11 protein-coding genes and 1 pseudogene are annotated in these 14554 nt (G+C 58.5%); 5 read left to right on the forward strand and 7 right to left on the reverse strand.

The annotated features are described in order from the left end of the window. Positions 1-6: 6 nt before the first annotated feature. Positions 7-921: a LysR family transcriptional regulator BsrA gene (gene bsrA / locus AC07UK_RS04425; RefSeq protein ID WP_058698222.1), complete on the reverse strand. Its 915-nt coding sequence runs from the start codon at positions 919-921 to the stop codon at positions 7-9. 165 nt (positions 922-1086) lie between these two features. On the opposite strand from bsrA, the gene AC07UK_RS04430 reads away from it, so the two are divergent. Then, positions 1087-2232, forward strand: coding sequence for a sterol desaturase/SRPBCC family protein (locus AC07UK_RS04430; protein WP_058698221.1), 1146 nt, complete (start codon positions 1087-1089; stop codon positions 2230-2232). A 417-nt stretch (positions 2233-2649) separates the two neighbouring features. Here AC07UK_RS04430 and AC07UK_RS04435 read toward each other — a convergent pair whose 3' ends face one another. From AC07UK_RS04435 to AC07UK_RS04450, 4 genes and pseudogenes are all read right to left on the reverse strand, one after another. Continuing rightward, on the reverse strand, positions 2650-3249 hold the full coding sequence (locus tag AC07UK_RS04435) for a TniB family NTP-binding protein (RefSeq protein ID WP_081050312.1): 600 nt from the start codon (positions 3247-3249) through the stop codon (positions 2650-2652). Positions 3250-3272: 23 nt separating this feature from the next. Continuing rightward, a pseudogene (locus AC07UK_RS04440) lies at positions 3273-3338 on the reverse strand (zinc-ribbon domain-containing protein); the annotation flags it as partial. 243 nt (positions 3339-3581) lie between these two features. Continuing rightward, positions 3582-3944 carry a type II toxin-antitoxin system PemK/MazF family toxin gene (locus AC07UK_RS04445; protein WP_058698219.1) on the reverse strand — a complete coding sequence of 121 codons (363 nt, stop codon included), beginning with the start codon at positions 3942-3944 and terminating at the stop codon, positions 3582-3584. Continuing rightward, on the reverse strand, positions 3944-4198 hold the full coding sequence (locus AC07UK_RS04450; protein ID WP_058698259.1) for an AbrB/MazE/SpoVT family DNA-binding domain-containing protein: 255 nt from the start codon (positions 4196-4198) through the stop codon (positions 3944-3946). Before AC07UK_RS04450 ends, AC07UK_RS04445 begins: the two co-directional genes overlap by 1 nt. A 432-nt stretch (positions 4199-4630) precedes the next feature. Between AC07UK_RS04450 and AC07UK_RS04455 the strand changes: the two genes are divergently transcribed. From AC07UK_RS04455 to AC07UK_RS04465, 3 genes are all read left to right on the forward strand, one after another. Further along, entirely contained in the window at positions 4631-6184 is a 1554-nt protein-coding gene (locus AC07UK_RS04455) for a phage integrase family protein (RefSeq protein ID WP_058698218.1), read from the forward strand. Between the two features lie 553 nt (positions 6185-6737). Beyond that, a complete protein-coding gene (locus tag AC07UK_RS04460; RefSeq protein ID WP_058698217.1) occupies positions 6738-6986 on the forward strand; it encodes a site-specific integrase in 249 nt (82 codons plus the stop codon). A gap of 637 nt (positions 6987-7623) precedes the next feature. Next, on the forward strand, positions 7624-7878 hold the full coding sequence (locus AC07UK_RS04465; RefSeq protein ID WP_233528064.1) for a tyrosine-type recombinase/integrase: 255 nt from the start codon (positions 7624-7626) through the stop codon (positions 7876-7878). A gap of 1717 nt (positions 7879-9595) precedes the next feature. On the opposite strand, the gene AC07UK_RS04470 is transcribed toward AC07UK_RS04465, so the two are convergent. Then, positions 9596-10564: a ParB/RepB/Spo0J family partition protein gene (locus tag AC07UK_RS04470; protein ID WP_058698216.1), complete on the reverse strand. Its 969-nt coding sequence runs from the start codon at positions 10562-10564 to the stop codon at positions 9596-9598. Next, entirely contained in the window at positions 10561-11766 is a 1206-nt protein-coding gene (locus tag AC07UK_RS04475; protein ID WP_171514465.1) for a ParA family protein, read from the reverse strand. The genes AC07UK_RS04470 and AC07UK_RS04475 overlap by 4 nt, the downstream gene beginning before the upstream one ends. 1231 nt (positions 11767-12997) lie before the next feature. Here AC07UK_RS04475 and AC07UK_RS04480 point away from each other — a divergent pair. After that, the gene (locus AC07UK_RS04480) at positions 12998-14515 is read left to right on the forward strand and encodes a replication initiation protein (RefSeq protein ID WP_058698215.1); all 1518 of its coding nucleotides are present in this window, start codon (positions 12998-13000) and stop codon (positions 14513-14515) included. Positions 14516-14554 lie beyond the last annotated feature (39 nt).

Here is a 14554-nt window from a genome sequence, read left to right on the forward strand (position 1 = left end):
GCCACATCAGCTCGATTCGGTCTGTGCAACTTGCGCAATTTGCTCCTTCAGCCATTGCAGACCAGACATGTGTTGTTGTTGACGGTGCCATATCAAGCTGACCTGCACCGCAGGCGTTTCGAAAGGAAGATCCGCGAGCTGCAAGCCATAGTTGTGCACGAAATGCCTGGCCAAGTGCCAGGGCACGGTACCCAGCAAATCGGTGCTGGCGACGATGGCTGGAATGGTCAGGTAGTGCGGAACTTGCAACTGCACATGGCGCTGCACTTTGGCCGAGCCCAGGACGATCTCGAGCGGACTGCCGCGGCCGGCCCGCGGCAGGAGCGAGACGTGCTGTGCGGCCAGATACGCCGTCTTGTCGAGGCCTTCCTTGAATGCAGGGTGGCCCGGTCGGCCGATAACTGCGAGGCGCTCTTCGTGAATCGGTTGGTAGAGCAAATCGGCGTCGTCGAAGTACAGGTAATCAATCGCCAAGTCCAGATCTCCGCTGGCCAGCCGCTGCGGGATCAGGGCACCTTCGTCCGACAGTACCTGCAGCTTCACCTGCGGCGCCAGCGCCATCAGCCGGGTCATCAGGCTCGGTAACAGCCGTAGCTGCCCATAGTCATTCATCGACAGTCGGAAGGTTCGCTCCGTGTCCGGCTGAAAACTCTCTTGAACGGCAAGCCCTGCCTGCAGCAAGCGCAGGGCTTGCCGTACCGGCACGTGCAGCGTCATCGCCCCGGCAGTGGGCTCGAGTCCCTTAGCGGTACGGCGGAAAAGAGGTTGCCCCAGTTGCTCGCGCAGACGACTGAGAGCATTGCTCACCGCCGGCTGGCTCTTGTGCAGTCGCTCGGCCGCGCGTGACAGGTTGCGCTCCTGCATCAGCATGTCGAACACGAAGAGGAGATTGAGATCAATCTGCTGCAAATTCTGATTCATCAATAATTCTCATCATCAATATCCATTGGAATGAAAATGATCGCACCAATAGACTACAACACCAAGCGACCTACTGGCGCCAGACGTCAGAAAGGTCCGCGGGGGCTTGGCGGAACTGGCCACGTATCGCGAGCCCGACAGCGCAACAGTCTTTGAGAGCCGATCATGTCTTTTGATACCCAAACCTTCCGGAAGAAATACCGGGCGAACATTTCGCCTTACTACAACCCCTGGCTGCATGCTGGCTTCGTTCTTGTTTTCGGCGTGACCTTGATCCTCTTCTTGCTGAACAAGTTGGACCACGTCAGCGCGGTGGAGTGGCTAACTGTGCCGGCGACCTTAATTTTCTACAGCAGGGGCGAGTACCGCACCCATAAGGGTCTCGGGCACAACAAGAAGCGATTCGCGAAGGCGTTCTACCAGCGCCACACGGGCGACCATCATAGTTTTTTCGCAGATGACCAGATGCGCTACGAGTTCGCCAAGGACTGGCGGGTGATTCTGTTCCCGGCATGGCTGATCGTTGTCTACAGCATTGGCGCGCTGCTCGCTTGGTCGATCATCGGCCTGGTCAATGCGAACGTCGCTGCGCTGTTTGCCGCCACGCTACTGGGCGGTTATCTCAGCTACGAGATCTTTCATGCCTGCGAGCACCTCCCGCCGCAGAATCCGATCTGTCGCCTGCCGTGGATTCGCCACATGCGGCGGTTGCATGAATTGCATCACCGCCGTGACCTGATGCAGACCAAGAACTTCGCCGTAGTGTTTCCACTGTGGGACTGGATCTATGGAACCCTTCATTGGGAGCCCGAAGAAGCAAGCGAGAGCCTGGTCCCCACCGTCAAGATGCAGCATTCCATTGATATCGCCCGGACGCCAAGCCAGGTACTGGCCTACGTGAGTACTCCGCTTCGTTGGCATGAGTGGCATCCTTACCACGTAGCGGTCACCGGGCAGGGAGGGTCGCTGCCGGTTGGGAGCCACTTTGCGTACGTCGGCGGCCGTGCAGGCAAGTTGCAGTGGGAAGTCGTGGAAAGTCTTCCGGATCGGCTCTGGCGAACCCGGGCCCGTGGCAACCGGGGTCTTGAGATGTTCGTCACGTATGAGTGCATCGGCACAGCCACTGGCACGCGCTTCGTGCGGACGCTGGAGTATCGGTTTTCCAGTGTGGTGGCCCGCATGGCTGATCGGCTGGTTTTGCGTAAGCGAATCGAGCGCGACTCTGTTGCCTTGCTTCACAAGCTGCGCAGCGTCTCCGAGAGCGTTCTTCCCGCGGCAGAAATGGATTGTGCTTCCAAACAGGCGACATGAAGGGCATGGGGGCATGCAGGCTCCACCGCGCGTGTCGGCCTGAATCGCCCCGGCTTTCGAGGAGGCCAGTTGGTTTGAGTTGAGGCTGCCACAGCTGCGTCGACGGGATTCAGAACCAGGCAGTCGAAGCAGTATGGGAGCTGATCTCGGTCTGACACCCACGCCATAGGTGTTTGAAGTGCCTCGAGCCTTGGCATACCAATATGAGTCAGCATCGCAAGGCGGCACAGTGCCTGCTCGTCCATCGGGGGAAATAGCAGCCAGCCAGAATTGGTCAACGCCGGAAACGCACCAAGGTCGCCAATCTGCCACAACTGGTCAACACTGATCTGATACCTTGCGGCCAGGCGACCGAGCCAACCGCCAAACGCTTCGTCATCGAATGGACGCGGAGCAACGGGCCAAGGCCTGACACCCTCAGGAGAGCAGGGTTCGCGCTGCATTCTCTATGTGACCCAGGTCGATGGCCTCCTTCCCATCCCGGATCGCGAGTTCTGCGGAAACAGTCAAGACACGCGACACTTCCCCGGTTAGCCCTCCACTTGCAGTCAGAATGGCATGTACGATCTCTCGCCGTGCGAGATTCGACGGACGTCGAAGCGGCAAAATCATCTCGAAGGCTGCGAGAAGAGAACGAAATGCCTCCGTCTCCTGCCATCTCGGCACCTCGAAACGGGCGAATCGACTGACCATCTGAGGATCCGTTTGGAGCGCCAAGACGGCGTCTTGAGTGCCAACGAGGACAACCGCGATTTTCAAGTCATTGGCGAGGAACTTCAGCAGATTCAGGGATGCACGCTGCTCCCGATAGCCTGCCAACAAGTGATGAACCTCGTCAACGATCAGCATGCGCGCCGAAACTTTTCGAAGCAGTTCGCGACTCAGTTTCTCGAGTGCTGATAGCCTTGCCGCGGCGTTGAAGGGAGCGCCCAGCTCGAAGAGCAATGAGGAATAGCGCCGCCGTGTCCGCCAACAACGCGCCGCACGCTCGCGGTGGGGCTGGATGCGCTGCCGCATTGCGGGCAGATCTGCGCAAGCCGTTGCCCACACTCCTCGCAGAACCTGGCTCCCGCGGGGTTTTCGAACTGGCAATTCGTGCAGCGCATCTCGCCTCCCGACTGCCTGTGCCTGCCACGCAGCCATTACAGGCGCAATCCGGGCAGTTGGCAAGGCGGCGCTGTGGCAACCGATGACTTCTGCCAAGCTTGGGGCGGCACCGCGCGTATTATCAGGCTTGAATTTGTTCGGTGGTCGGGAAAATCATGGATCTTCTGTTGCCCCCAGTCCGGGCGCGGAGGTCACGTGACCATCCACACTCACACCGTGGCAGTCGGCAAATCCCTTTGAGGTCACTCTGCGATCGCAATGATCTGATTCAATTGCTCGCAGGCGGCAGCAAAGACCTCCAAAGGCGCCTGCTTCCAGGGGTGGGCCTTTGCGTTGCGGGCTCGCCAGTCAAATGACTTGGGCTGATGGGCCAGAACGTAGCTGTCCTTCCCCTTCGGTCCCTGAAACCTGATCGCAAACGGATTGGTGTCGTTGTAGGCCGCCGTGGTCATCGGCAAGCCAATCACGATACTGGTCCGCTCATTGAACGGCCGCGGAGAAAGCACAAGCATCGGATGCATATCCTTCATCTCACGGCCGGCTTGCGGATTGCAGTCGATCCAAATGATGTCGCGTCGCTCAGGTGCCCATACCTTGCCCGCCATCAGATAGCCTCCGCGCCGACACGCTGCGTGGCCATGGCTTCACCCCCATGCTTGATAGGATCAAACAGAGCCAACTTCTCCGCGAGCGTGAGGGCACGACGTCCAACGGGCCGTACCGTGACACCAATCTCTTCGACCGAGACCTCGACTTCCTGACCCTCAGCGAAATGGGCCGAGCGGGCCACTGCGGTCGGAATCCGGACGGCCAAGCTGTTCCCCCACTTTTGGATCGTCAGAGTTGCACTTTTTCGCATGATCAAAGCCTTCCAAGAACGTTGATACAAGTCTAAACAAAACCACTAGAAGTTTCAACGCGTATAGACGTTCTACCTCGAACCGCACCCACAGCTTGCCCGGCGGCGTACGACGGGCGATTGATGCTGTCAGAAACCGGCGCTAGTTCCCCTTCTGTCGTAGCGCCCGAGGCCGGGATCTGGCGCGGCGTCGCGTCCGCAGGCGACCACATCGTTTTGACGGCAGAGGCGTAAGCGATCTGGCCCGGAGCGGTGGCCGCCCTGCCCTCGGGACATTCGCACGGCACGGTCATGGGCGTGGCGTACAGTCCTGGGTGAGGCCTAGCCGCCGGCACAAAAATAATTTACATTGCGCTTTAGTCAGCATTTCGGCCCGGCTCCGGATGGCTCCTGCTGAATATTGTTATAGTTCAAGCACTTACCGCTGCCTCCATGGTTCTGGATCCCAGCCTCAACGCCGTCACCAAGCTCACCCGCACCGAGTTTGCCGTGGTCCGTGCCTATGCGCAGGGCATGCGGCCGGTGGACATCGCCAACCGCTACTTGCTGGACCCGGATGAGGACGAGCACCTGAGCGAGGCCCAGGCGATCCAGCGGATCCTGGCCTTGCGCGACCGGCTGGTGCAGTTCGCCTTGCAGCATGGCCGGCCCGAGATTGCCGGCATGTTCGAGGCGCTGCGCGCGCGTTCAGGGGTGGGCATGTCGCGGCGGGTAGACGCCGTGTCGGCGCTTGAGCAGCTTGGACAAGGCTACCCCCAGCCCCAGCACGAGGTGTCGCTCTGGTTCAAGCCGAGCCTGGCACGCCGACTGATGGCCGCCGAGATCCGGCGGATCGAGGACCTGACGTCCTTGGCAAATCGGCGCGGCAGCAGCTGGTGGCGTGCCGTGCCACGCATTGGCGCGCAGTCGGCCGAGGTCATCACGCACTGGCTGGTGCGCCAGCGCTCGGCCATGGGCGCCGCGGCGGTCAAGGCCTATGTGCTGCCGCCTGCCGCCCACGCCCACCGCGACGCGCTGGTGCCCTTGGCCTTGGCCCCCGGTATGCCATATCCCGTGCCACTCGAGCACATGCTGGTGCCAGCCTCAAATACCGCGACAGGGCCGGGGCTTGCCGCCGATCTGGCGTTCGTACGCGGCTGGCTACAGGATCGTGCGCCACATACCCGCAACAGCTACCGGCGCGAGGCCGAGAGGCTGCTGTTGTGGAATGCAGCGCGCAAGAAGGGGCTTCAGGCGTTGGAGGCCTGCGATCTGGAGGCGTATGCGGAATTTTTAGCGGACCCTCAGCCGGCGGCGTTCTGGTGCGGCCCGAGCGGGGCGCGCGACAGGATGCACTGGCGGCCGTTCGAAGGCCCACTGGGGACCAGTTCGGTGGCGGCCGCGTTACGGGTGGTTCGGGCGCTGCTACGCGCAATGGTCAAGGCCGGGCATCTGGCGGGCACCCCGCTCATCCCAAGGCAAGCCGCCGCCGCTGCGCCCACGGCGCTGCGCGCGCCGTCCGTCCAACCCGACGCGGAGGCGTTCCTGGTCTGGCTGGGGGAGGCGCGCCAGGGCCCGAGGCATCGGGCTGCGCTGGCTGCCATACATCTGATGCGCGACGCAGGCTTGCCACTGAGCGAGCTGGCCGCACTGCGCTGCGCCAGTCTGCAGTCGAGTGCCGAGGGCACCTTCCTGCGACGCCCGGGTGCGCGGCAGCAGCTGGTGGCCCTTGACACGGCCGTCCGACAGGCCTTGCAGGCGCATTGGGTCGATCGTGGCTGGCCAAGCATGATGCCGCCGGCGCAGGCAGCCCTGTTGGCGCCCACGATACAGCCTGCCACCGCGCGCGGGCGCAACAAGCGGCTTGCGGGCGTGGCGGGCGGGTACTCGGCCACCGGCCTGGATCAATTGCTGCGTAGTCTGTGGCGGCGCTTCAGCGAGCAGCGCGGGGTCCCATCGGAAGGGTTCACGCCCGGCCAGCTTCGCACGCGCGCCAGCCGGGCCTGAGCTGCTAGCGCCTGGATGCCAAGGCCAACCGAAGCGCCGGAGGCGAAATCCCTCCCCCCACCGCGGGTCCATACAACACAAGCAGCTCACAGAAGTCTACTGGCCGACAATCCCGACTGGAGTGCTCGTAGACCTCGGCCTGCCTTGTCACTTGGCTTATCATTATCCGAATTTTGGAAAGTGAGTGTACACTTTGTATGGGTTACGCGGCATTGCCGGCCTGACCGGCCTAATGTAGGGAGGCGCCAACCGGTCGCTTGCTGCATCCTAGTCCGCCATGCCCCCCCGGCAGCTTTTCACTGGCAGGAGGGGTGCTGCGGCCCATCCTCCGAACGTGCGGCGGGGCTGCGTGTGCGGCGATCGGTTCGACCGTCAGCTAGTACGAATCTGGCACTACATCAAAGCTGCTATAGGGGAATAGCCGCGCGTGCATCCCCTGCCCGGTTCCACCACCTGCGTTGGCATGCCATGCGTTCGGCCGATTACTTGGCACTTGGAAGGCTGCCGATGCCAGCGGCATGGCCAGGGGTTCTTGCCGGACGGACTCTATCGGATGCTGACAACGACGCTGCTTCGCCTCGCGGTAGACAGTACCCTGCCGCTTGACGAGGCCGAGCGCCGTTTGCTGCGCAGGGCCGCACCCAATGCGCTGCGACCCACCTTCGCCATTCAGGCAGTGGCCAACGATATCCCGCCCGACGTCGTCCAAAGGCTGCTTGGCCAGGCATCGCTGCAGACGAGTTCGCTGCCTGTCCGCTGGGGAGAGGAAGCGCAACTTACAAAGCATCGCGAGCGGTCGTGAACCTCACAGGTCGTCGCCGACGGATCCAGCCATTCTCATTTCCAGCGGGGCGAGAATATATCAATGGGGTTACGTGGGCGCCGACGATTGCGATCGCTACAAGAATTTCCTAGCGCAGCCGGATGCGCTCTGGATCGGCCCCAAGACTTCGCTAACTGCAGCGTGCTGACGCCCGTTCGCCGGACCGCTAAAGGGGGAATCCCAGCGCTATGCGGTGCGCGCGGATTTGTTTCTGGTTGGCCGGCGTGCGCTATTTGGGGCGGCAACCCCTGGCTGACAGCGAAAGAGCCAGTTGCAGCACGGCGCGAGATCCCCTTTGCAGTCGACAAGGCGTTGTCTGGAGAGTCGTGGGAAGCCCTCGCGAGGCGAGACGGTATCCTTGGCTATGGCAGGGCACTCCTCGGCAAGCGAAGCAAATGGCGCACGGTGCGCCTGCCCACGCGCGTCATTGACGCATTGCGAGCGGGTTGGGTTGATGGCGTACGTTATTTTGAGAATCCGGGAGACCAGGAGCTCTCCCTGCTCTCCCCTGTGGTGAATGCCTTCTACGCCCGCAGCACAGTCAATCCACATTAAGCTAAGCGCGGAGATACCAGCACTGACGGGGCCATGGTTTTCCCCGGATGGGCTCTACCGAATGCTGTCAACGGGCGTTGCAGCGCATCGCAGGGGATACGACGTTACTTCTTCATCAGGTGGAGCGGCAGCTGCTACGCCCCATCCATTGCGGAACACCTTCCTCGCCACCCATGCGGTAGCCAATGATGTCCCGACAGATGTCCTTCAAAGGCTGCTGGACCATGCCTCATTGCAAACGACTTCGCTGTATGTGCCCTCGGAGAGAAAGCGCACCTTACATGAAATCGCCAAGCTTTTTGAGAGCCATACGTGACAACAAGGGAAGAGTGCAATCCCAAGCGAACAGGATGATCGCTGCCATAGCGTCAACAGGGACGAGCCAACCCGCGTAGGGTCGGGCTGACCAAAACGCTCTAGTTGTTACACGAGCCGGTAATCAAGCTAGAGGCCAGCGGGGTACCAGCCGGCTACTGCGCCGCGGTTCACCAGAATGATCTCATTGGGAACGTGCCCCAGCTGCAGCACACTTCCTCCCCACTAAGACAAATGTCCGTCATCCGACAGGTGGGATTCAGCAGAGGCCCACGGCTTCATAAGCGACGGGATACTTGGCACCGGCCCATCCGACCTAGCGCGCATGGCGCCAAACCGGCAACGGCCGAGTTTTCGCACCAGAGTCGAATGCGATGACTGGCGAGGCGTGTGAGCTCCTTTAGCATTGGGCGCGTAGCCTGTCCGGCGTCTTGGCCCTGCACCGTGGCCAAAGTTGCAGCGAGGCCGCCCTCAGCCGACAAGCCCGCCGACCGCGCGGTTGTCTGTTCCGGCGTCGAGATCTGCGATGGCAGTGAGGAGCATCCTCATGCTTCTATATCCGGCCTTCGTGGCCCTTTCTCACTGCGGCAAGAACACCAAGATTGTGGGTCGCGGCGGGTAGCTTCTTGTAAGGTCACCAAATTGTAGTGTTTCGAGACTTTTACAAACGCAAAATCACCGTCTGTCCGGTTGCGACGTCGTGTGCCGCTAAGCATAGCTACGCACAGTGCGGCTTGCGCACAAGAGGACGGAGGTTCCGGAGTGTGCCTAATAGGCACACGTTCTTGGCGCCGTCACAACGGGCATAACCACAGGATGACTAGCCTATACACCATTGTTAGGCTGCGGGAGCGGAGCTCGTCTCGGCCTCCAGATGACCTTGTCATTCGAACAATGGGAAGGTGGGCCCTCACTGTGCCTAATAGGCGCGCTCAGCGAACGGCGCCAGGAGTGCGCCTATTAGACACACCGACGGTAGGCTGCGGTCGAGGGCGAGTGGGCCCGGCTCTAGCGGCGCCGTCAGCAGACTGGGACGCGTCCACGGTTGCGCGTGCCACAACCTCAGGCGGACCCACCGTCCTCTGGGAATTGGGTAACTTAAAGAGATACCTTTCCTCTAACACGGTAGTGGACGCCATTCTGTTGCGTTGGGACGGCCGGGTTACGACTTCAACTCATCATTGAGTTCGTTCGCGCTTCTATCCCCTGTAGGGATTTCGGACACGCCATGGGCCCACGGGTAAGCATTTCAGCCCGACTGAGACGACAAACACACTGGCCGGTAACGGCTTTTCGCCGGACAGTACTTGTTAGGTTCAAACGGGGTTGACGACCAGAGTACCGACTTGCCCGGCAAGCGTGTGGCGCGGCGCGCTTGTAGGTTCCATTCGTCTGTCACCTTTCCCACGCAGCCAGCCGCAAAGCTGATGCCCATTGACGTCCTGCAGCGCCTCCTCATATACGCTCCCAACAGACGACTTCATCCACGTCCAGGCAGAGCGCGCACGCGGCACAGACGAAGTGACGAAATATCTCAGCAACTGAAGTCACGCGATACAAGTTGTGCCTAATAGGCACACCTCGCGCCACCGCCGATTATGCCTAGAAGCACAGTTCTGGCGGCCGTAGGCACCCTCGCTCTGAGTCGGCCTTTTAGGCACACTTAAGCCGTAAAAAAACCCGCCATTGGCGGGCTTCTGATGTGACTAAACTGCGCATCAATTTGGAGTGCCACTGAATAGTTCGCTGATGAACTGGCGAATCCGCGTCTCCTGGGAGTCGGATAGAACTCCGGTTTTGATTTTTACTGTAAAGTTCTTTATATCCTTTGTGATGCTGCCCGCGTGGTTCTGACCAGCAAAGAACTTTTCGATGGAGCGCTCGCGAGCCGCTGAGCCCGACACTTTTTTAGTAGCCAATGCGGTTACGGCCGCGGCGAGCTTGCCCTGATCAAGATGGCCCCCGACGACATCGGTCCATAGTTCTCTAGTTGCCGACACACCCGCCTCTCCGTGTTTCTTCAGGCAAGACGCCAGTGCATCTGCGGCGTTACTCCCAAGAAGACTTGGCTGCAGGTCCAAGTCATGCTTCACGAAATCGGGCAAATCATAGAAAGCCATGAACTTGTAAAGCCCTCGCCTGGACAAGCCTACCGCCTCCGCAAGTCGTGTACGGTTCGGGAACTCCTTTTCCGAACGTTGAATAGACAAGGCGATCTCGTAGTCGGAAAGGTCGTCTCGGCCGATGTTTTCGACCAAGGCCAACACAATCATGTCCGCGTCGCTGCAGTCGACGACGACAGCCTTGATGTTCTCGAGCCCCAACATCTTATGTGCACGCCACCGGCGCTCACCGGCCACAAGTTGGAAACCTGGCTCAACGCGACGTACTACGATAGGCTGCAGTAACCCAACCTCGCGAATCGATTCAGCAAGCTCTGTCAGCTTGAGTTCATTGAAGGTGCGCCGCGGCTGCCAGGGGTTGGGAACAATATCCGCAACCGGCAGTTCCGAAGGCAACCCCGTCGCCTCTAACTCTTGAACCCTCAATTGCGCGGCAGCCAATGCGCCCGCCATACCTGGCGCTGTCTCAGTCCGATTTGCTCGACGAGTGGCATCCGGCTTACGGTCCGCCGTTGAGCGGATGTTCGCCGTCTTGGCGAGCATTTGTTCGCGAATGTTGCTCATTGTGCAGGCCTCCACTGTTTCACAAACATGTCGTCAACCCAACGGCAGTAATCCACCAGCGGCTGCCGAACACGCTGAAGCGACTTGGCTTGGCTGTGTGAGCTGCTGATGTCAAACACCGTGGTAAATGCCAGTGCGCCGGAGCTCATCACTGAGCTGGCAGGCACTTCAAAAGGGGCGAGCCAATGCCGATATGCACCTTGAGCCCAAGTTCGCACCACAGGAGCTGCCGATGTGGGCCCATAGTTAACTCGCGTCAAGAGCACTGACACGAAGTCGTACTTCTTATCGGCTTCGAATCTCATGAATGACTTTGCGACATCCGAAAAGAGTCGCCAGAACGACAAGGAGCTAAAGAAGTCCAGGTTTTCCGGCACCATGGGCATGACCATGGCATCGGCCGCCATCAATGCGTTCAAGTTGAGGTAGGACAGCGACGGCGAAGTATCCAGAATAATGTAGTCATACTTCTTTCGCAGTGGCTGGAGACCATCACGGAGTACCTGCCAGAATTTGAATCCTGGCACCTTCATCTGCATAGCAGGGAGGTGGTACTCCGCACCCACTAGTTCCGTGTGAGCCGGAATAACGTCCAGGCCATCCCAGTATGTCGATTGCAACTTCGCTTCCAAGCCACCTTCGACATCCTGGTTGTAAATGAAAGGCAGAATTGAGTCATCGGCGAATACCTCCTTCTCCGCGTACAAGCCGCACAACTCAGAAAGGGACGCCTGGGGGTCCAAATCGACGACCAGCACCTTACGGCCACGCAAGCTAAGGCCTTGCGCTAAGCACATAGTCGTAGTCGTTTTTGCGGACCCACCCTTCAATTGCGAAGTGATAATAATCTTGCCTTCGAAATCGCTAGGTCCAGCAACCAGCGGGGTCTGGTAGATGTCCGATACTTGTTGGACCCAATTTCTTGCCTCAGCCAAAGTAAACGTTCGGCCGCGACCAACGGTCTGCCCTTCAGGCAGCACACCGTCGCTATTCTTCGCCATGTGCAAGACCTGCTGACGGCTCAAACCACACAGCTCTGCAATTTCTGAAGTACTAAACATCGGTGCCGTCTTACGTGGCCGCGGCGCAAGAATCTGGTCACGTAACTCGACTGCGTAGTCGGTCACCACATCTGCAAAATCGCTAATCTCAGCTAGGGTGACCGTCGGGTCTATGGGCATCGGTTGACTGATATTCGCCATCGCAGCTCTTTTTCCGAAATTTGGACAAGCGCAGAATACAGCAATTGAGCAAACGCGTCCGCATATTTTGTGTAATCCGCGACACAGCGAAATCACTAAAGTTTACGAAACTAAGCTACAAGCCTTTGATTTACAACGTTTTCGGAAGATATGGGAAGAGGTGGCGCAAACGACTCAAAGAACTTTTGGAAGTCGCCAAGGAGCCATAAAAGGTGAGAGCCAAGTCCTCTCACCTCTCACCTTAGCCGTGTTCTTTGGTACAAAATCTCTCACCCAATCCCGCATCCATCGCCAGCGATGTGCTGTTCGATCCACACTTCAAAGCTCAAGATGAAACCTAAGGTGAGAGTTTTTGTAAGCCACGCGACGCCTACGCACAGCATCAACAGAACTCCGAACAAAATCTCTCACCCGATCGACTGGTCCGCAGAGTTAGAAGCCACTTCCTAGAACCAGGGGGCTGTAAAAGTGAGAGATTTTGTGCTCTGCCAAGCCAATCAAGAAGCCTACGCGCGCTGAGGTGGCCACAAGCAGACCACCAGCGAACTCTCAAAACGAGCCTAGGTACAAAATCTCTCACCTTTTGAAGGCTTCATCGCTGTTCAAAAACTCAAGTGCGATCGCAGGTTACAAAATCTCTCACCTTCGGATAACACCTTGACTTCAGCGCCCGAACAGCTGCGGCACAAAATCTCTCACCTTCAATGGATCTCGCGTGGGACTCAGTCACCTGCAGCTCCCACCCATGGCGACCGAATTTTGACTGGCGTCTGTTTGTTTGTTTGTTTGTGTTGTAAACAAAGAAAAACCAACAAACCTACAAACAGAGCAGGGTGATCCTCATAAAAATCAAAAACTTATCAGCCAAAAGTGAGGGATACGCCTACCGCAAGGTGAGAAACTTTGTTCCCTCAGGTGGTAGTTGTATACGTCTAAAGGGAGAGATCGCGGAGCCGAAGGTGAGAAAAGAGACCAGATAGGTAGTTCAGGTGAGAGATTTTGATTCACTCCTGTGGACATCTCTCGTATACGCTTGTTTTATAAAAGCAATTTCAACCAGCCGACGATCGTGAGGTGAGAGATTGTGTACCAAGGTGAGAGATCATGTACCTCGGCCGACACGAGGCACCTATTCCAGGTGAGATGAGTCCACATTGACATCTCACCATCACCTGACTAAAGTCTCGTGCAATTCATAACGTAAACAAGCTGCCCTCTCAGGAATCCCGGCATGGCAAGCAGCGTAGCAAAGCGGGTGACACCACTACAGTACGCGCTCGACTTATTCGTCGAGATGGCGCCCGCACAGACAGCCATACATGAGGTCGCCACCGACAAGGATATTGGCTACCACAAAAACAAGGTCTTCGCTCGCATTGTCGGACTGGGGATGTCCGCTCGCCGGTTTGTCGACGCTGCGTACTTTATCGTGGCGCAGGAACCCGAGGTCAAGGAAGGCTACGAAGTCTCGCTAAGCTTTTTCAAATGGCTGATGCGCTATGACAGCAAGAACAGGAAACACTTTTCGAGCGTTATTCGCAGCGTGAAGTCGTCGATGCTCGAAGTGACCAGCGCACCCGTTGTGTCGGTGGACGCGAGCGGCCGTCTCCTTGAAAGCCCCGGTGCGGCACATGACGGCGACGAGACTGACAGCGATGCCCGCAATCCTGATGTCGATACCGTGCGGGTCTCAGACGAAGAGGGCGACTGGCTCGAATTGATCGGTCGGGTCAGTGTGAGGGACGGACGGATTCGATTCCGTGTCCCTGTAGAGCTTCAACGGCTCATCAAAGACCCGGAGAATTCGTATTGGACGAGCCTTCTGGTCACGTCGAAGTTCACGCTCATCTACGCTCGCGCCATCTATGACCACATCCTGCCCAACGTATCGGACGAGCGGACGGACTGGTTGCCCCTCGATGTTGTGCGGAATCTACCGGGCAAGTCATGGGCCAATAACGCGGAGTTCAAGTACTTCAAGCGTGACTACCTTGACAAAGCAGTAAGCCAAATCAACGAGCTTTCCGACATTGAACTGTCCTATGAGACCCGTGCGGGGACACCCCGGTCTAGGAAGAAAGACCAGATTCGTTTCCAGATGAAGCGAAAGGATGCCGCCCTGGCGTCCAAAGCGGCCATGCTTAATTCGGTGGCGCTCTTCCAGGCATTGGAGAAGGAGTTTGCACTGACTGACTCTCAGTTCGAGCGAATCGCGGATAACCGCAGCGTCTGGACGGATGAGAGGATTCAGCAGGCTATCGAATACGTTCGATGGCGTATCCGTTCCGGTGACAAGGTCAAGCGAGCATCAGGCTATTTGTTGGATGCAATCGCAAACGACTATCGCGTTTCCGAAGCAGACAAGGAAGTTGAGAGAGTTCAAGCCAAGCTCGCAGACAAGGCTAAGGAGGAAGTCGAATCGAAGTCTGCTGCGCAGACCGCGGTCGCGGCGAGCGTTGCAGCGGCAGACGCCGCCGCAGAGCGTCGCAGGCTGGAGGAAGTCCGCGCGGCTCGAGACTATTTTGAGAGCGCCGAGATGACGACCCGTGAAGACCTAGTCCGTAAGTTCGTCACGACGAAGACGATTGGGACGCGAACGATCGAGCGTCAAGGTCTCAAACCTGCGGACATAAACGCAAAGAACATTATGGAGCGACCAAATATTGCCACTTCATTCTGTTCATTTGTGGCCGGTGAGCTGAGGAAGGCTGCCCGCAGCCGTGCGAATAGTCAGGACAACGTTCTTTAGTGACGGAAAGCCGGCCTAACGCCGCGCAGCGTGGACCGC

The sequence above is a fragment of the Cupriavidus sp. GW821-FHT07C08 genome, assembly GCF_059419025.1.